Below are 17,983 nucleotides of genomic sequence, written 5' to 3'. Positions count from 1 at the left end.
GTGTTCGATCAGAGAAAATTGTGCTGGCGTGATCTCCATGCTCAATAGTTTAATCGCTCGGGCCATTAGTGTTAACAGGCCCTAGACTTACCTGGCGTGAGACGGTGCTTTGGCATCAGCAGGCGTCTTCGCATCCAGGTGCAAATTCTTGCGAATCAGCGACTGGAACACGCCTGCCGGTGCAAAGCGCCGCAACAACTGCAGTTGCCCGGCGATCTTGCCCGCGGTGTAGCGCACCTTGGGATGATGAGTGCGGGCTGCTTTTACTACCACGTCGGCCACGACGGAGGGCTCGTCTGCACTCGCCATGGCCTGCGCCACCACTTCGCCAACCTGCGTGCGAACCTGCCGATAGGTTTCCAGCGGCGCGTCGGGGGCCAGATTGTTCGCCTCGAACTGGGTCTTGGTGTAGGCCGGTTCGATGACGGTAACCCGGATCCCGTAGCTGCGCAGCTCGTGGTCCACGGCCTCGGAATACCCTTCCACTGCGTGTTTGCTGGCCGCATACAGCGCCGCATACGGTGTGGGCACCAAGCCGATGATCGAGCCGATATTGATGATGCGGCCACTGCCTTGGCGGCGCATGTGCGGCACTACTGCGCGGGTCATGCGCACGACGCCCAGGAAATTGGTGTCGAGAATGGCCTTGGCCTGCTCGATCGAGCTTTCTTCCGCCGCTGCGGGAGACACGCCGAAACCGGCATTGTTGACCAGCAGGTCGATGCGCCCCTCCAGCCGCAACAGTTCCTGGATGGCCGCATCCACGGACTCATCGCTGGTCACATCCAGCGCCAGCAGCTTGAAGGCGCGCTGGCCGGCTTGCGCGCCGCGACGGCTGGTGCCGTACACCGTATAGCCGGCGGCGGCCAATGCTTCGGCACTGGCTTCGCCAATGCCGGAGGATGCGCCGGTCACCAGCGCAACAGGGGATGTGCTTGTCATGGGAATTCCTAAAGTGCAGTGAGTGACAGGCGCAGTTGTTGACGATCAAAAACCGCGCGGGATGCGGATGCACGTGTGTCGGGATGCGCGTGTGTCGGTTAGTTGGATGGTTGCAACGACGACAGGATCTGGTCGCGAGACACCGCGATGATTTCGTCGGCCAGTAGCGAATCGTCCGGGCACGACCGCGACAGCACGATGGCGCCGATGGCGTGCGCCATCATGTCCAGGTTGCTGGCGCGCTCAGTTGCTGCCTCGGCAGTGCCGGGCGCAGCCCCGCTGCGGTCGAGCGCAGCCAGCAGGTTTTCAACCCCGGCCGCAAACGCTTCGCGCACTTCCTCGGGCTGACGCGCGGCATCGGCGCCCAGCGCAGCCATCGTGCAACCGGTAGCGGGGCTGTCGCGGTGTCCGCGCGACAGATAGAACTTCACGAAATCCGTCTTGTCCGCGTGCTCGGTCTGCGCGGCGATGTTGGCCAGCCCGCAGGCCGCCGATTCGGCCATCAGGTCCGCCTTGGAGCGGAACTGTTTGTAGAAGCCGCCGTGGGTGAAGCCCGCCGCGGCCATCAAATCGGCAATGCCGATGCCTTCGTAACCGCGCTCGCGAAACAGCACCGAGGCCGTCTCGACGACGTGCGCCCGGTTTGCTTGCGCCTGTGCCTTGGTCACTTTCATCGTTGGGACACTCCGTGCTTGTGCGGGACTGGGGAAAGCGGCAGCGTACATTGATGCTGCTCGTCATCAAAGTTTTGACATCTTAGATTTTGATCGTAATCTTTGTCAACCACTGATTTCTGAGCACCGTCAATGACCCACTCTTCGCTGTTCGAGCCCTATGCCCTGGGCCCCCTGACCCTGGCCAATCGCATCGTCATGGCCCCGCTGACCCGCAACCGGGCCGGCGCCGGCCTGGCACCTACTGCCCTGACTGCGACCTATTACGCCCAGCGCGCCTCGGCCGGCCTGCTGATTACCGAGGCCACCCAGATATCGCCGCAGGCCCAGGGCTATCAGGACACTCCCGGCGTGTACACGCCCGAGCAGATCGCCGGCTGGCGCGCCGTCACAGACGCCGTGCATGCCAAGGGCGGGCGCATCTTCGTGCAGCTCTGGCATGTGGGCCGCGTGTCGCATGTCGACCTTCAGCCGGGCGGCGCGGCACCGGTCGCGCCCTCGGCCATCCGTGCGGCGACCAAGGTGTTCGTCAACAACGGCTTTGCCGATGTCTCCGAGCCACGCGCGCTTGAGCTCGACGAACTGCCGGGCATCGTCGACGACTTCCGCCAGGCGGCGGCCAATGCGATTGCTGCCGGTTTCGACGGTGTCGAAATTCACGGTGCCAACGGCTATCTGCTGGAGCAGTTCATCAAGGACGGCGCCAATCAGCGCACCGATGCCTATGGTGGCTCGATCGAAAACCGCGCACGCCTGTTGCTGGAAGTGGTGGCCGCCGTGAGCAAGGAAATCGGTGCGGATCGCACTGGCGTGCGCATCTCGCCGGTCTCGCCGGCAAGCGGCATTTCCGGCAGCGATCCGCAGCCGCAATACGACTACATCGCCGAGCAGCTCGATGCGCTGGGCATCGTGTATCTGCATGTGGTGGAAGGTGCGACCGGCGGCCCGCGCGATGTTGCCCCGTTCGACTATGCCGCGCTGCGCAGCAAGTTCAAACGCACTTACCTGGCCAACAACGGCTACGACCTGGAGCTGGCCAATACGCAGCTTGGCGCAGGCAACGCCGACTTGTTCGCCTTCGGCCGCCCGTTCATCAGCAACCCCGATCTGGTCGAACGTCTGCAAACCGGCGCGGTGCTGGCGCCGTTGAATCCGGCCACGCTCTACGGCGGTGGCGCCGAGGGCTACATCGATTATCCGACGCTCACCAGCTGAAGTTGTTTCGCTTCGTCCTTCTCACAACTTTCTCACCAAGGAATTCTCATGACCACACTTCCCGCTGTCCTCATCACTGGCGCTTCCACCGGCATTGGCGCTGTCTATGCCGAGCGCTTCGCACAACGCGGCCACAACCTGGTGCTTGTCGCGCGCGATAAAGCACGCCTGGACGCACTGGCGACGCGTCTGCAGGATGCACATGGCGTCAACGTCGACGTGCTGCAGGCCGACCTGACGCAGCTCGCCGATCTGACCGCAGTGGAAGCTCGCCTGCGCGACGACGCACAGATCGGCATCCTGATCAACAATGCCGGCATCGCGCAATCGGGCGGCATCCTGCAGCAAAACGCAGAAGCTATCGAACGCCTGATCACGCTCAACATCACCGCGCTGACGCGGCTTTCCAGCGCTGTTGCGCCGCGCTTTGCGCAAGCCGGCAGCGGCGCCATCGTCAACATCGGATCGGTGGTGGGTCTGGCTCCCGAATTCGGCATGACGGTGTATGGCGCCACCAAGGCCTTCGTGCTGTTCCTGTCGCAAGGCCTGCACCTGGAGCTGGGAGCCAAGGGCGTGTATGTGCAGGCCGTGCTGCCGGCCGGCACGCGCACCGAGATCTGGGAGCGTGCCGGTATCGACGTCAACACGCTCAGCGACTTGATGGACGTTGGCGAACTGGTCGACGCCGCGCTGGTCGGCTTCGACCGCCGCGAACTGGTCACCATTCCGCCGCTGCACGCGGCCGAACGCTGGGATGCACTGGATGGCGCGCGCCAGGGGTTGCTGTCGGACATTCGGCAAGCGAATGCGGCCGAGCGTTATCAGCCAGGCGCCTGAGATTTTCATCCTGTGCCTGCATTGGTCGCCATCGCGACCAGTGCGGGTAGTTAACTGAGGCCTTGCGCATCTGCATTACTTGCACTGCCCCACAGATTCAATCGATATAAACAGCTCACATGGCGGTCAAGCTGCACCCACTGATTTGCCAGCGCGAATGGTGACGGCGGCCGGGACTCGCATACACCCGGCCACTCACACACAACGACAGCATTGGACTCGAACCACATGAAAGCACTCACCTTCAAACGCTATGGCAAGTCGCCCGACATCGGTTTTTCCGAACTGCCGCGTCCGACAGTGAAACCCGACGAACTGCTGGTCGAAGTGCATGCCGCCGGCTTGAACCCGATCGACAACATGATTCCCACCGGCATGTTCAAACCCGTGGTGAAGTTCGAATTGCCCGCCACGCTGGGCAGCGACGTGGCCGGGATTGTCGTCGACGTCGGCAGCCGCGTCACCCGCTTCAAGAAAGGCGATGCGATTTTTGCCAGCGTGTTCGATCTGGGCCGCGGAACGCTCGCCGACTACGTCGCGGTCCCGGAAAGCGCCGCAGCGCTGAAGCCGGCCAACCTGGATTTTGTGCAGGCAGCCTCGGTGCCAATGGTCGCACTCACCTCCTGGCAGGCCTTGCAAGAACGCGCTGCCCTGCAGCCAGGCCAGAAGGTCTTCATTCCTGCCGGCTCCGGCGGCATCGGCACCTTTGCGATCCAGCTTGCAAAACACTTCGGCGCCAGCGTGGGCACCACCACCAGCACCGGCAACGTCGCACTGGTGAACAGCCTGGGCGCAGACGAGGTGGTCGACTACAAGCAGCAGGAATTCGAGACCGTCCTGCGCGGCTACGACATCGTGCTTGGCACCATCCGGGGCGATACGCTTGAAAAATCCCTCACGATTCTCAAGCCCGGCGGCAAGATCGTATCGCTGGTCGGGCCACTGGATGCAGCCTTCGCGCGCGCACGCCGGTTGAATGTCGTGCTGCAATTCGTCTTTGCCATGATGAGCCGCAAGATCATCCGTCTTGCAAACAAGCACAGCGTCGCCTACACCTTTCTGTTCGTGCGCCCCGATGGCACACAACTGGCCAAGATCGGCGAATTGCTAGAAGCCGAACGCATCCGCCCGGTCATCGACAAGGTGTTTGCGTTCGCGCAAGCGAAGGACGCATTGGACTATCTTGCGCAGGGCCGTGCCAAGGGCAAGGTGGTTGTGAAGATCAGATAAGGCTACGAAATGAGATCGCGGCAATCAGTGCAGACCCGCATCGTGCAAAAGGTCGCCCGAAGGCTAATGCTGCTCACTTATTGCTGATTGCAACGCTGCCTTCGTTGCACTACAGACATTGCGATGCATGGGCATTATTGCCCAGCAGGCGCCGTGCGCAGGTTGATCGCTCTGTATTGCCGCTGGTTGCCATAACGCGGCCCGTTTTTCTCGAAGGTAGCGCAGAGCCTGCCTTCGCCACAGGGCGCCAGATCGGCACGCGACACGCGCTCCATGTAGTCGATGGAGGCTCGAAGCTGTGCGAGTTCGGTTCGCTTTTCGTTGATGATGCCAACCGAGTAAGCCACCGCCCCCAGGCCCAGGACGCCCGCCACGAGCATTGTGGCGGATGCGATGCCCATGCGCCGCGTGATCTTTGTTTCCAAGGATTGCTGGGCCTGCGTGTAACGTCGAGTGGCTTGCTGCAATGTCTCGTCAGCATGGGCCATCTCTTTGTTGAACCGCTTGGCGGCTGGCTCCAGCGTCTGCGTCAACGCTTGATTGGTCAGCTGCGTCAGTCTCGGGAGTGCGTTCTCCAGCACTCGATTGACCTTGGAGTCTGCGCTGCCCACTGCGTTCTGGAGCACCTGGAGTTGCTCGGCGACCACATCGCGCAACCGCTGTTCGCGCTGCTGCATGGATGCCATCAACGTCGTCAGCACCGTGATGGTCTCTTGCAAAGACGCATTGGATGCGTTCAACGTCGCCATCATTTCCGCTATTGCGGCAGCGCCTTGCCTGTCCATGAGGTCTCCTAAGCTCGGCTAGTTACGAGAGAGATTTTGACTAACCGCCGCCCCCTCCACCACCACCGCCTCCTCCACCGCCCCCACCGCCATCTCCACCACCACCGCCATCCCCTTGGGGACCGCTCTGCATCGGCCCCTTGGCAAACTCTGGCAGTGTCATCACCATCACCGGTCCGCGGCTGGTGTTGATTTCCGCTGAGACGTCCATCCCCAGCGCCTGGCGTGTGGCGACGTGTTCCTGGGCCTCCTGCTGGGCCTGCGCGTCCAGGAAGTCGTTGCCTTTGTTCAATAACGCCTGCGTCGCTGCGCTGTTGGCCACCCGATTTAAAGCCTGCTCGATCGCTAGCTCGTTCTTGCTGTCGAGCGCATAGAGCACCTCATCCATGTCAGGGTCGCCCGTAATGGATTTCCGCTCTATCTGCGAGGAATCGTTTGACCCATCCCTTCCCCCTGGCCCGGTGGAGCGCTGGGCTAGAGGTGGAAAGGCATCGGTTTGCTCAACAGCTTCACTGGGAGAGCGTTGGCCTTGTTCGTGCGCGCTGAATGCATCAATGCTGCCACTCTCCTGGTCCCGCGCGCCGTCGCGAGCGAAGGGATAGGGTTCTCCGCGCTCGCGATACTCCTTCCATTCCTGGTGGAAGCGTTCGTCTTCCCGATCCGCCGCCTCAATCTCCTGTTGCAGTTGGCGCAACGAGCGCATGGTCTCTTCCAGGAACAGGGCGCCACCCGGGTCTGCGGCGCTGCGGTCCTGCGCCAGAGTCGATGGGGTGCGCTGGTTTTCCGCATCCGCTGGTCCTTGAGGCAAGTGATTCTCTGCACTGGCTTCCAAGGACTGCTCGCGTGCCTGCGCGAGGTGTGCTGCGGGCAGTAAAGCCGCCTCCTGATAGGCATGCAGCGCGTCTGAAGGACGGGGCTGCTCAGCCTTGGTTTCTCGCTCCTCAGGAGTGGTAAGCGCCGTGGCCTGCGATGCAATCAACGGCTCTGCTGTCGCAGGCGTTGTTGGGGCAATAACGCGAACCGGCTCTGCCTCGTGCTCACGCGCCACGTCTTGCTGGCGGACCGACGCTTGCTCTATCTCCGCCGGATGCGTTTGCACTTGCTGGTGCAGCGCTGGAGGCACCGCATCGGCCTCCGCGCCTTGCGAAGGTTGGTTACAGGATTCCGGGCCCTCGGATGAAAGCACTTGAAGCTGAGCGGTGTCGCGATTCTCCACCGCCTGTATTTCCAGCGTGCGCTCCGCTTCTTGTGCTCGATGCGGCTGCGCGTCACTTGGACTGTGCGTTTGCTTCAGTGGGTCAGATGTGTTGCGAGCCAGGTTTTCGCGTGCATGTTGGTTCTGTGGCTGCTGGCTTGCGCCCTCCTGCTGCAACTCAGCACGCGTCGATTGTTGAGCCGGCGCGGCATCTTGAGCGTGCAGCTGAGTGCCCGGTTGCGGCGAGGATTCCTGACGCTGGGCCTGCTGCTGTTCCAGTCCTTGCACTTGTTGCTGCTGATCCTGTGCTTGCCGAGCCTGAGCTTCCTGGGCCTCAACTTGCCGGGCGTCTTGAGCCTGGCGGTCTTGCTGTTCCCGCTGCTGGTTGTCCTCGGCTTGGCGTTCCTGCGCCTGTCGTTGCTGGACTTCCCTACTCTCACGCTCCTGTAGCTGGTGGTCTTCCTGTTCGCGCTGCTGCTCTGCTTGGCGTTGACCTTCCAGCATCGCCTGCGCCTGGACTGCCTGCTCGCTCTGCGACTGATCTTCGCGCTCAGGCTGTGCCTGATGGAGGTGCTCGCGCACCTGCGCGGCGTGCTGCTCTTGCGCGAGACGATCCTGCTGTTCGCGTTCTTGGCGCGCTTGCGCCGCGACAGAGGCCTGCATGCGTGCCTGGATGTCGAGCACCTGCTGCGGATTGGACGAGTCGGAGGTCGAGGTGTCGGCATCTCCCGTCGCTTCGGGCGCTCGTGCAAGGGTTGAAGGTTCATGTCGGAGACCCCGCACCTCGCCGAGCGCCTGCCGGATGTCTTCGCTGCTGGTGACGGCCACCACGCGAGTCACCCCATCGCTGCCGCGCTGGAGGTGCGCGATGGGGCTGTCGTAACCGTATTGACCGGACGCGTTGCGTTGTAGCTGCTGCATGGTCGGCCCGGTGATGCCATTGGCGTCCATGGTCCGCTGCGAGGCCAGCGCCACGGCCTGCTGGGTCTGCGGATTGACGTTCAAATCAACGCCGGCGGCCCGGTAACGGTGCAGCAGCTCGTTGTGCTCCAGCTGCGCAGCCGTGGGTGCGGGAAGCGCTTGGATTGCCGCCAAGGCTTCCTGAGAACGTTCCAACGAGGGTTGCCGCAGTTGGTCGGTCAGTTCCAGCTCCACCGCCAGGTTGCCGCTGGCGACGCCATCCTTGCCGGCCCACTGTCCTGAACCGGTGCGCTGGTAAAGCTGAGCGTCCGAGCCCAGCACAGCGCCTGACTTGGCTTGGGCGGCTTGGACCGCCGCCGGTACTCCGACGCCGTAAGCCTGAGCGCGCTGCGCGGCGTGGTTTTCCAGGTAGGCGGCCGTGATGGCCTCGCGCCCGGTGGCGATGTTGCTTTCGATGCGTGCCAGCGCCTCCTGGTTGAGCTGCTGCACGCGTTCCGGGGGCGCGAGTTGGAGGGCGTAGCTGCCAATCTCATCGGTGCCGGACGCGGCAGTCCTGACTTGGCGCTCCCAAGTCTGACGCTCGGGATTGCGCTGCCAATTCTGGTTGTCCAATCCCACTTGGTCGCTTGCCTGTGCGGGGAGGTTGAAAGGGTCCTGGGGCGGCGGGGCTTTGCCCAGCGCCAACTCCACCGCCTTCGCGTTGGCCAGAGCGCCCAGCTCCTGCGATTTCCCATAGCTGGCGACCACGGGCTGCTCGCCCGACGTGCGGCGGCCATCCTGGGCAAGGTCGATGGCCGCTTCGCGCTGCCAGTTGCGACCGTTGAACTGCCACTCCACGCCGGTTTTGTCGGTCTGGTGATAGATGGCGCGGTTGTCCAGCAAATCGGCGCCCTTGTCGAACGCCTTGCTCATCAACAGCGCGTCACCGACGACCAAGGCCGCAGGCACGAAGCCGCTGCCACCCAGCGCTGCGGCCGTGGACGCGCCACCGGCCCAACCGCCGAAGTTGCGGGCCAGTGCATGGGTGACCTCGGACTGCGCGGCCGTGGCATTGCCTTGTTCCAGCAACTCGGCCGAACGGCGAGCAGTCAATACCGCATCGGCGCCGGTGGCCAGCAAGCCGCCCGAGCGCACCAAGGTGCTGGCCGACGCATTGCCGAGTAACACTTCCATGGACGCGGCACCGCTTTGACCGCGAGGAACTCGCAAAGGTCTGGCGGCTTCAGCGCCCAAGGTGTTCTCAACCACGGCGACGCCACCGGGTGACAGCGTGAGCTCTCCGCCGTGGTAAGCGTCGGAGATGGCCTGACTTAAGCCATGCCGCTGAAGATCTAGGTTGCCGCCGCGGGTCAACGGCTGTCCTGAACTTTGAAGGTGATTGAGCGTGGAGACGATCCGGCCCTCGTTGTGCGTGACCACCGCCCATTGCCGTGTGTTCCAGCTCGCCTGCCCGTGCGCATCCATCTGCATCACATTCTTCGAGGCGTAGCTCGTCGGCGAGTTGCTGATCGGATCATCGAAAAAAGCGTTGGTGATAGCGCGTGCCTGGTCCCTGGTTTGATTCAGACCAGCGTTGGTGTGGAGTTCGCCGTTGACCAATGCCACCTGCGCCGCATCGCTTAGCCGTTGGACCTTCATTGCCATCCGGTCCAAAGCGCCCTCGTCCCCATTCAACGCGGCCATGCCGTCTTTCGTTGAAGCCAGATCCGACAAGGCCAGCATGGTCCCCGTTTTGTAGGCCCGCAAAGGACCACCCGAATGGGGGCTGACACCCAAGGTATGGGCCAACGCTCTGTCACTGGGCAGGTTGATGAGGTTAGTGGCCACGTCTTTATGAAAACGACCCGACTCAACCAATGCCTGCAAGAGAGGATCTTCTGCAAACACTTGCTGCTCAAGAGCGTGGTGGCCCTGGAACAGGGGATTGCTGCTGGGCATGACCTAGGCTCCTTCCTCGCTGCCTCGTGGAATCAAATATCCGACGCGTCGATGAACGAGATGCCGCTAGATTCCGCGTCGTCTGGAATGCCGGCAGCGAGGACTGCGGCCTTGAAGACGCGGTCACAGAACGCCTTTGGATTAAAAGGCGTGCGGAACACGTGAGCTCCCGCAAGTGTTTCGCTGCGGAACGCCAGGCTCGCGCCACCAGCCAGGGAGTAGAACTTCCCGCGCACGTAGTCGTCATCAACCTTGATTTTCAGCCTCGATGCTTCTTCATCGAGCGCATCCAGCTCGCGCACCACATCGCAAAGGTAGTGGCGCGGGCCTGGCGTGCCGTCGGCTAGACGGTAGTCCACGTCTGCGAAAGCAAACGCCTTCGGATCGACGGCCACCATGACGTCATGGAGGCGTTCGGAAACCAGCCAGTAGCCGCTGAATCCCGCCTCCAAGTCACGTGGCTCGGGGCCTGCGCTCGGCTCATAGATCAGCAACGGTGTTTCGCGAAGGGGCGGAAAACCGCCTTCGTCCGGCCGCAGGATCAGCCGGGGAGGAGAAAGAAGCTGGCGCTTGTTGGCGAACTGCACGCCACAAACTGGGTGATTGCTCTCCATGTCAGACACAAGCATGAAGAAAGTGTCTGGCGCTGGCTTGTTCGGCGTTGTCGATTCCATGTGCTGCATCTCGTCCATCCTGATTTGGCCTCCGCATGCTGAGGAAAGCTTACCTCCCAGCAACCGATGAGAGACAAGAAACTGTTGAAATGCCTAGTCCAGTTAGATTTTTGGCCTCCTCGAATGAGGCCCACGCGGACGGTATCGCGCAGCGTTTCCACACGCCCGGCGATGCGCTCCAGAGCATCCGCATCGCCGGCCAGCGCTCCCACTCCGTCTGGGGTCTGCTCCAAGCGCCACAACCTCTGCCGTAACTCGACTTGGTAGTCACTGATGGGCCCCCCGCGATGCGGGGTGATGCCCAGGGTCTGCGCAAACGCGGGGTCCGATGGCAGGAACAGTCGGTTCTCCGGTGCGTGAATATCGAAATGCCCTGCGTTCGACAACGCTTTGAGCAAGGGGCTTCGATCCAGCGTCTGTTGCTCGATGGCGTGGTGGTCTTGGAAAACAGGCCTGCTGCGAGGCATGGATCGGGCTCCTTCCTAAACCGTCGGGCTTGCGCGACTAGATATCCGAAGCGTCGATCAGCCAAAGGCCGTCGGCGTCAGTATCGGTCGCCATTCCGGCCGCCGTCACGGCGTCTTTGAACACCCGATCGCAGAAGACCGCACCGGTGTAAGGGGTCTTGAACACGTGAGCGTCGCCCAACCGGCGGCGGTCAAAGGTAACGCTGGCCCCGCCCGTCAGATCGTAGAACTTGCCGTTAACGAACGGCTCTGTGGTGTCAACAAAAAGTCGGGAGGCCACTTCATCCAACGCGTCGATTTGTTGGACCACGTCGCAAAGGAAATGTCGCGGACCAGCACTACCGGCGGCAAGGCGGTAGTCCACTTCTGCGAACGCAAACGCGTGGGGATCGACCGTTGCCATGACTTGCTGGAGCCGCTCAGACACCAGCCAGTAGCCGCTGAACCCAGGTTCTAGGTCCAAAGGTGGCGGGCCCTTGTTGGGGTTATAGACCAAACGCGGGGTTTCGCGCAGTGGAGGGAAGCCACCAACTTCGGGCTTCAGAATCAGGCGCGGGGGGGACAACAAGTGCTTGACGTTCTCAAAGACGACACCGTTCACAGGGCCGTTGATTGTGCCCGCCTCCAAGATGAAAAACTCCCCGGGCTTAGGCAGAGCGGAGGTTGTCGATTCCATATGCGATGTTCCATCCATCCGCCTCTCGGCTGTCTGTGAAAAGCTTACCCGCAACCCCGTTGTTGAGCCAATCCGTGCCGTGGCGACAAAGTCCGGCCTTCACGTTCGCAAATGCAAAAACTTTTGACCGGAAATCGGAATACGGGGTCTGACACACGGCTGATGCCCCAACGCCTGCAGACAATCACTCGTGATGGCCAGCAACGCTCGACATGGAAGGTGCCGCAGCTCTTACCGATTCAGGAATCAAGTCAGCACCGGTAATTGGGTGCCGCGCACCCAACATTTCTCGCAACCAGGATGCAGGAAGTGCGTCGCCGTTCGACAACTGACGTTCGCACTATCTTTTACGATGTAGCTGCAATACGTTCTTGCAGCGCATAGAGCGATTCTTTTCCCGACTCAGCCAGCGCACGCGATGCGTAGAGCAAGCGATCGGTTAGGTCGCCGCTCAAGCCGGGCTGGCCGCCCTCGCGGGCGGCCGCGCTGGCATGTAGCACCTCCAACACGCCATGCAGTCCGACCAGGCAGTGATCGATATGTGCGCATTTGAGAGCCAGGCTAAATTGCATTGGCAGATCGGACCAATGCAAGCCGTTGGTAGCTTCCGCACCACGTGACTCGGACAGTCGACGGAAGAACACGTCTTCATGCTCCGTGATGCGATTGGGTGCATCGGGGCTTGTGGCACGTGAATCTGATGCAGTGCTGCCCGAATGGGCAGAGTTGTTGCGCGGCATGATGGCTCTCCTTGGATGATGGAGTCCGTCACCCCGCTTCCAAACGAGGTGGCGGACGGTGCGCGGTTGGAAGACCGGTCCAAGGGCCGGCGGGCCTTGCGGCCCCCGCGCACCGCCCGCCATAAAGCTGACGAGCACGCCCCGCCATCAATCAGCAAGCACAAAAAAAGCGCCTGCATCGGCAGTGTGGGCGCTTGTGCGCCTTGGATTTCGGGCTTCCACACCCGGCTGCGGGAGTTACCGCAGCAAAGAGATCTTTATTGCGGCAGCCAAGAGTGTCAAGTGCCGCAGTTGGGGACAAAAAAAGCCGCGCTAAGGAGGCATTTTTCGTAGACGCAAATGACAACACGGCGAGCTGCGGGCACCGTGGTGGCGAAACGGTGTCTCGCCACCACGGATATTGCGGTTACCTCCCGTGCGCAGCCAGCTGCCCCAACCGCTGCACTGCCACCGACACAGTCGGGTAGTCGAGCGTCTTCTGCTCGGCCACATCGGCGAGCATGGCCAGGGTGAAGCGCAGGCTCGAATCGTCGCGCGCCAGCCAGTTGGCCACCTTGTCCTCGGCCGTGCTGCCTGACATCGTCAACACCTGGCCGACCAACGCGCGTTGGTGTGCGGCCAGCTCGTCGCGCAGCACGCCACGTGCCACGGCGTGCCAGCGGCCGTTGACCTCCAGCGCGTCGATCTGCTCGAACAACCACGGCAGGCGCAGCGCTTCGCCCAGGCGGAAATGCACCTTGGACACGTCCACCGGCTTGAGCTTGCGGGTGCGCGCGGTTTCGATGATGTCGAACGCCGGCTCCAGATAGCGCAGCTCGGACAACTGTTGCGCCAGTTGCGGCGGCAGGCCCTTCTCCTGCCATTCCTGCACGCTGCCTTCGTACTGCGGGCGCTGCGTATCGGAGAGCACACCGGAAGCGACACGGATGTCGTTGAACGGGCCGTGGTAACGCTCCACCGCCGCCGTGATGCCCGGCATCTGGCCAGGACGCAACAGCAACCAACGCACGAACGAGCGCTGCAGGCGCCAGATCACTTCCAGTGCATCGATCTGCACCGACTCGGGCACCTTGCCATCCAGCGCATCGATCTGCGTCCACAGCGCGCGCGCATCCAGCGTTTCGCGGCTGATGGTGTAGGCCTTGGCGACCTCGCCGATGCTGCGGCCGGTGTCTTCCTGCATGCGCATCAGGAAGGTGGCGCCCATGCGATTGATGGTGGTGTTGGTCACCGCCGTGGCGATGATTTCGCGCTTGAGGCGGTGCCGCTCCATCGCATCGGCGTACTTTTTCTGCAGCGGCTGCGGGAAGTAACGCTGCAATTCCTTGGACAGATACGGGTCCTCGGGAATATCCGATTCCAGCAGCTGCTGGAACGCCACCAGCTTGGAGTACGACAACAGCACCGACAGCTCCGGCCGCGACAAGCCCTGCCCGCGCGCCTTGCGTGCGGACAGTTCCGCATCCGAAGGCAGGAACTCGATCTGGCGATCGAGCAGGCCCTGCAGTTCCAGCGTGCGGATGAAGTGCTGCTTGGAGCCGAGGCGCTTGACGCTCATGCGCTCCATCAGGCTGATCGCCTGGTTCTGGCGATAGTTGTCCCACAGCACCAGGTCGGCCACTTCGTCGGTCATCGAGGCGAGCAGCGTATTGCGCGCGTCGTAGGTGAGCTTCTTAGCCTGCACCATGTCGTTGAGCAGGATCTTGATGTTCACCTCGTGATCGGAGGTGTCCACGCCGGCCGAGTTGTCGATAAAGTCGGTATTGAGCAGCACGCCGGTTTGCGCAGCCTCGATACGACCGAGCTGGGTCAGGCCCAGATTGCCACCCTCGCCCACCACCTTGCAGCGCAGCTCGCCGCCATTGACGCGCAGGCCGTTGTTGGCACGGTCGCCCACATCGGCGTGCGATTCGCTGGAGGCTTTGACATAGGTGCCGATACCGCCGTTCCAGAACAGATCCACCGGCGCCTTGAGGATGGCGTTCATCAGTTCGTTCGGCGAGAGCTGCTTGACGTTGGATTCCAGACCCAAGGCTTCGCGCACCGGCGCGCTGATGTCGATCGACTTGAGCGTGCGCGGGTAGATGCCGCCACCGGCGCTGATCAGCTTGGCCTCGTAATCGGCCCAGCTGGAACGCGGCAGCTTGAACAAACGCTCGCGCTCGGCGAACGAGGCGGCTGCATCCGGATTGGGATCCAGGAAGATATGCCGGTGATCGAACGCGGCCAACAGACGGATATGCCGCGACAACAACATGCCATTGCCGAACACGTCGCCGGACATGTCGCCGATGCCGACCACGCTGAACTCCTGGCTCTGGCAGTCGCGCCCCATCGCACGGAAGTGGCGCTTGACCGACTCCCACGCGCCGCGCGCGGTAATGCCCATGCCCTTGTGGTCGTAACCGACCGAGCCGCCGGAGGCGAACGCATCGCCCATCCAGAACCCGTGATCCAGCGCCAACCCGTTGGCGATGTCGGAGAACGTGGCAGTGCCCTTGTCGGCAGCGACCACCAGATACGGGTCGTCCTGGTCGTGACGCACCACCTGCGGCGGCGGCACGATCTTGCCGCCGACGATGTTGTCGGTGATATCGAGCAGGCTCTGGATAAACAGCTTGTAGCAGGCGATGCCTTCGGCCTGTACTGCGTCGCGGTCGCCACCCACCGGCGAACGCTTGACGTAGAAACCGCCCTTGGCGCCGACCGGCACGATGACCGTGTTCTTGACCATCTGCGCCTTGACCAGCCCCAGCACCTCGGTGCGGAAATCTTCGCGACGGTCCGACCAACGCAGGCCGCCACGCGCCACCGCGCCGAAGCGCAGATGCACGCCTTCCACACGCGGGCTGTAGACGAAGATTTCGCGGTACGGACGCGGCTTGGGCAGGTCCGGCACGATCGCCGAATCCAGCTTGAAGCTGATGCAGTGGCCGTGCTTGCCGCTCTTGTCGGTCTGGTAATAGTTGGTGCGCAGCGTGGCATCGATCACGTCGATGAAGCTGCGCAGAATGCGGTCTTCGTCCAGGCTGGACACGCGGTCCATCAACTTCAGCAGCGTGGCGCGGGTGGCCTCCTGCTGCGCGGCGCGGTCGCTGCCACGTGCCTGCAACACCGGCTCCAAGGCCTTGAGCGTGGCCTCGTCGCCGGCTGCGAATACCGACAATTCCTCGCGCAGACGTTCCTGGCCGGCGAAGATCTGCGCCTTGGTCTCCTTGCCGGTGGAGGGGTCGAAGCGCGCTTCGAACAATTCCACCAACAAGCGCGCCAGCAGCGGGTAGCGGGTGAACGTCGCCTCGACATAAGCCTGCGAAAACGGCACCGCAGTCTGCAGCAGATACTTGCAATAGCCGCGCAGCAGCGCGACCTGGCGCCAATGCAGGCCGGCGGCCAGAATCAGACGATTGAAGCCGTCGTTTTCGGCATCGCCATTCCAGATGCGTTCGAAGGCTTCGCCAAAGCCGGCATCGGCGTGGGCCGCATTGATCTTGCCGGCGGTCGATTCGACCTCGAAATCCTGGATATACACCGGGGTTTCGCCAACCTGCAGCCGGTACGGCCGCTCGGAGATCACCCGCAGGCCCATGTTCTCCATCATCGGCATCGCATCGGACAACGGAATGTCGTCGAGCTGGCGATACAGCTTCAGGCGCAGGCCTTCACCGGCATCCAGACGCATGCCGTCGTCGCGGCGGATTTCCTGCAGGCTCAGGTGCAGGTCGTCCGGGCCGTCCAGCGTGGCCAGATGCTCGACGTCGGACACCGCCGATTCGATCGAGGAATCTTCGATATAGCCAGCCGGCAACGCACGACCGAAGTTGGCCGCCATGCGCAAACCATTGGCTTCGCCATGCCGCGCAACCAGCGCCTCGCGCAAGGCATCGCGCCAGTTGCGCAGCAGATGCGCCAGTCGCGATTCGAGTTCGGTGGTGTTGAATTCCAGCGCCTCGCCACTCTTGGGCCGCACGATCAGATGCAGCTGCGCCAGCGGCGACTCGCCCAGCACCACGCTGGAGTCGATGTACTCGCCATGCAGCGCATCTTTCAGCAAGGCTTCGATACGCAGGCGCACATCGGTGTTGAAGCGCTCGCGCGGGATATACACCAGCGCGGAGATAAAGCGGCTGTACTTGTCGCGGCGCAGGAACATGCGGCTACGCACGCGCTCCTGCAGACCGAGAATGCCGATCGCGGTGCGATACAACTCTTCTTCGTTGGACTGAAACAGCTCCTCGCGCGGCAGCGTCTCGAGGATGTGCCGCAGCGCCTTGCCGCTGTGGCTGCTCGGGGTCAGCCCGGACTTGCTCATCACGTATTCGTGGCGCTGACGCACCAACGGAATTTCCCACGGGCGGCGGTTGTAGGCGCTGGAGGTGAACAGGCCCAGAAAGCGCTGCTCGCCGACGATGCGGCCCTTGGCATCGAACTCCAGGACGCCGATGTAATCCATGTAGCCAACCCGATGCACGCGCGAGCGCGCATTGGTCTTGGTCAGGATCAGCGCGTCCTTGAGCTTGGACGAGGTATTCAAGCCGTGCGCTGCCAGCGTGGTCACCGGGCGCGCCGGCGAGGTGTCGTGGCCGCGCATCAGGCCCAGCCCGGTCTCTTCCACCGGCGCCAGCACGTCCTGGCCGTCCTGCTTCTCGACGCGGTATTCGCGATAGCCGAAGAAGGTGAAGTGGTCGGCCGAGGCCCAGCGCAGGAATTCCTGCGCCTCGTGGCGGCTGATGTCGTCCATCGGCAAGCGCCGGGTGGCCAGGTCGTCGGCCAGCATCACCATCTTTTCGCGCATCGCGGCCCAGTCGTGCACGATGGCGCGCACTTCGGCCAGCACCTTGCGCACCGCCGCTTCCACCTTGGGCATTTCTTCGGCGGGCTGGCGGTCGATCTCCAGCACCATCAACGACTCGCTCTTGCCCTCGCCCACCGCGGTCAGCTTGCCGGCCTTGTCGCGCGCGATGCGCAGCACCGGGTGGCCGAGCACGTGCACGCCGATGCCCAGGTCAGACAGCGTCATGCTCACCGAGTCCACCAGGAACGGCATGTCGTCGTTGACGATCTGCAACAGCGTGTGCGGCGACTCGTAACCGTGGCTCTTCAAGGTCGGGTTGAACACCCGCACGTTGACCGTACCGGCCTTGCGCGTGCGTGCAAATTCCAGCATGTCCGCCGCCAGCGCCGCCCATTGCTCGGGCGGATGGTTGGGGAACTCGTCCTCTTCCATGCGGCGATAGAAGCCGGCTGCGAACAGCTGCACTTCGGCCTGGCGGGCCGCCGGGTAGCGCTTGCGCAATGCGGCAAACACCGGCTCCAGAACGACCGCCTGCGGTGCGCTGGCAAGCACGGGGACGGCACGTTCGGCGACCGGCTTGGTCGGCGTCGTGGACGATTTCGAAGCGGCTTTCTTGGCTGTCATGAGAGAGCTGGGATGCTCGGTGGAAAACCTGAATTGTACCGATGCGCGATGACGACGCCTTGCTGCATAGCGCAAATCCTCAGCCGTCAGTCGGCGCGCGCAGGCTGCAAAAGCATTACCGCTGTGTAGTTTCCCCACAGAGGTGCGATGCCCACTGGCGCAGGTGGCGGCTGGACCGCCAGATCCGGCAAAGTCCGGTCAGGTGCTTGCCGCACAAGGGCTTGCGCAGACCAAACTGCGACCGTCAAGTCTTTTTAAAAACTAAACTGGACG

The 17,983-nt window shown here is 62.7% G+C and carries 11 protein-coding genes and 1 pseudogene; 3 read left to right on the top strand and 9 right to left on the bottom strand.

Annotation, left to right across the window (positions count from 1 at the left end; all coding sequences use genetic code 11):
* Positions 1-87 precede the first annotated feature (87 nt).
* Together XcyCFBP4188_RS20490 and XcyCFBP4188_RS20485 are read right to left on the bottom strand one after the other, a co-directional pair.
* Positions 88-942, bottom strand: coding sequence for an oxidoreductase (locus XcyCFBP4188_RS20490; RefSeq protein WP_104592762.1), 855 nt, complete (start codon positions 940-942; stop codon positions 88-90).
* Positions 943-1,040: 98 nt separating this feature from the next.
* On the bottom strand, positions 1,041-1,616 hold the full coding sequence (locus tag XcyCFBP4188_RS20485) for a TetR/AcrR family transcriptional regulator (RefSeq protein ID WP_006449719.1): 576 nt from the start codon (positions 1,614-1,616) through the stop codon (positions 1,041-1,043).
* Positions 1,617-1,748: 132 nt separating this feature from the next.
* On the opposite strand from XcyCFBP4188_RS20485, the gene XcyCFBP4188_RS20480 reads away from it, so the two are divergent.
* The 3 genes from XcyCFBP4188_RS20480 to XcyCFBP4188_RS20470 all read left to right on the top strand — a co-directional run bounded on the left by XcyCFBP4188_RS20480 (position 1,749) and on the right by XcyCFBP4188_RS20470 (position 4,898).
* A complete protein-coding gene (locus XcyCFBP4188_RS20480) occupies positions 1,749-2,831 on the top strand; it encodes an alkene reductase (RefSeq protein ID WP_006449720.1) in 1,083 nt (360 codons plus the stop codon).
* 48 nt (positions 2,832-2,879) lie between these two features.
* A complete protein-coding gene (locus XcyCFBP4188_RS20475) occupies positions 2,880-3,668 on the top strand; it encodes an SDR family NAD(P)-dependent oxidoreductase (RefSeq protein WP_006449721.1) in 789 nt (262 codons plus the stop codon).
* A gap of 228 nt (positions 3,669-3,896) precedes the next feature.
* Positions 3,897-4,898 carry an NADP-dependent oxidoreductase gene (locus XcyCFBP4188_RS20470; RefSeq protein ID WP_006449722.1) on the top strand — a complete coding sequence of 334 codons (1,002 nt, stop codon included), beginning with the start codon at positions 3,897-3,899 and terminating at the stop codon, positions 4,896-4,898.
* 134 nt (positions 4,899-5,032) lie between these two features.
* On the opposite strand, the gene XcyCFBP4188_RS20465 is transcribed toward XcyCFBP4188_RS20470, so the two are convergent.
* From XcyCFBP4188_RS20465 to XcyCFBP4188_RS20435, 7 genes and pseudogenes are all read right to left on the bottom strand, one after another.
* Positions 5,033-5,683: a hypothetical protein gene (locus XcyCFBP4188_RS20465; protein ID WP_104592761.1), complete on the bottom strand. Its 651-nt coding sequence runs from the start codon at positions 5,681-5,683 to the stop codon at positions 5,033-5,035.
* A 40-nt stretch (positions 5,684-5,723) separates the two neighbouring features.
* Entirely contained in the window at positions 5,724-9,737 is a 4,014-nt protein-coding gene (locus tag XcyCFBP4188_RS20460; protein ID WP_104592760.1) for a ribonuclease E domain-containing protein, read from the bottom strand.
* Positions 9,738-9,769: 32 nt separating this feature from the next.
* A complete protein-coding gene (locus XcyCFBP4188_RS20455; RefSeq protein ID WP_006450318.1) occupies positions 9,770-10,429 on the bottom strand; it encodes a DUF1629 domain-containing protein in 660 nt (219 codons plus the stop codon).
* Between the two features lie 83 nt (positions 10,430-10,512).
* Positions 10,513-10,878: pseudogene (locus XcyCFBP4188_RS23815) on the bottom strand (hypothetical protein); the annotation flags it as partial.
* A 37-nt stretch (positions 10,879-10,915) separates the two neighbouring features.
* The gene (locus XcyCFBP4188_RS20445) at positions 10,916-11,554 is read right to left on the bottom strand and encodes a DUF1629 domain-containing protein (RefSeq protein ID WP_104592759.1); all 639 of its coding nucleotides are present in this window, start codon (positions 11,552-11,554) and stop codon (positions 10,916-10,918) included.
* Positions 11,555-11,901: 347 nt separating this feature from the next.
* A complete protein-coding gene (locus XcyCFBP4188_RS20440) occupies positions 11,902-12,198 on the bottom strand; it encodes a hypothetical protein (RefSeq protein WP_074058799.1) in 297 nt (98 codons plus the stop codon).
* Between the two features lie 502 nt (positions 12,199-12,700).
* A complete protein-coding gene (locus tag XcyCFBP4188_RS20435) occupies positions 12,701-17,710 on the bottom strand; it encodes an NAD-glutamate dehydrogenase (protein WP_104592758.1) in 5,010 nt (1,669 codons plus the stop codon).
* Positions 17,711-17,983 lie beyond the last annotated feature (273 nt).

The sequence above is a fragment of the Xanthomonas hortorum pv. cynarae genome (genome assembly GCF_002939985.1).
Classification (GTDB): domain Bacteria; phylum Pseudomonadota; class Gammaproteobacteria; order Xanthomonadales; family Xanthomonadaceae; genus Xanthomonas; species Xanthomonas hortorum_D.
The sequence above is the reverse complement of the archived record's forward strand: the minus strand, read 5'-3'. Positions and strand labels throughout refer to the sequence as shown.

Coding starts and splice junctions, on each gene's coding strand:
- XcyCFBP4188_RS20490 (WP_104592762.1), bottom strand. CDS start 942: ATGACAAGCACATCCCCTGTTGCGCTGGTGACCGGCGCATCCTCCGGC.
- XcyCFBP4188_RS20485 (WP_006449719.1), bottom strand. CDS start 1,616: ATGAAAGTGACCAAGGCACAGGCGCAAGCAAACCGGGCGCACGTCGTC.
- XcyCFBP4188_RS20480 (WP_006449720.1), top strand. CDS start 1,749: ATGACCCACTCTTCGCTGTTCGAGCCCTATGCCCTGGGCCCCCTGACC.
- XcyCFBP4188_RS20475 (WP_006449721.1), top strand. CDS start 2,880: ATGACCACACTTCCCGCTGTCCTCATCACTGGCGCTTCCACCGGCATT.
- XcyCFBP4188_RS20470 (WP_006449722.1), top strand. CDS start 3,897: ATGAAAGCACTCACCTTCAAACGCTATGGCAAGTCGCCCGACATCGGT.
- XcyCFBP4188_RS20465 (WP_104592761.1), bottom strand. CDS start 5,683: ATGGACAGGCAAGGCGCTGCCGCAATAGCGGAAATGATGGCGACGTTG.
- XcyCFBP4188_RS20460 (WP_104592760.1), bottom strand. CDS start 9,737: ATGCCCAGCAGCAATCCCCTGTTCCAGGGCCACCACGCTCTTGAGCAG.
- XcyCFBP4188_RS20455 (WP_006450318.1), bottom strand. CDS start 10,429: ATGGACGAGATGCAGCACATGGAATCGACAACGCCGAACAAGCCAGCG.
- XcyCFBP4188_RS20445 (WP_104592759.1), bottom strand. CDS start 11,554: ATGGAATCGACAACCTCCGCTCTGCCTAAGCCCGGGGAGTTTTTCATC.
- XcyCFBP4188_RS20435 (WP_104592758.1), bottom strand. CDS start 17,710: ATGACAGCCAAGAAAGCCGCTTCGAAATCGTCCACGACGCCGACCAAG.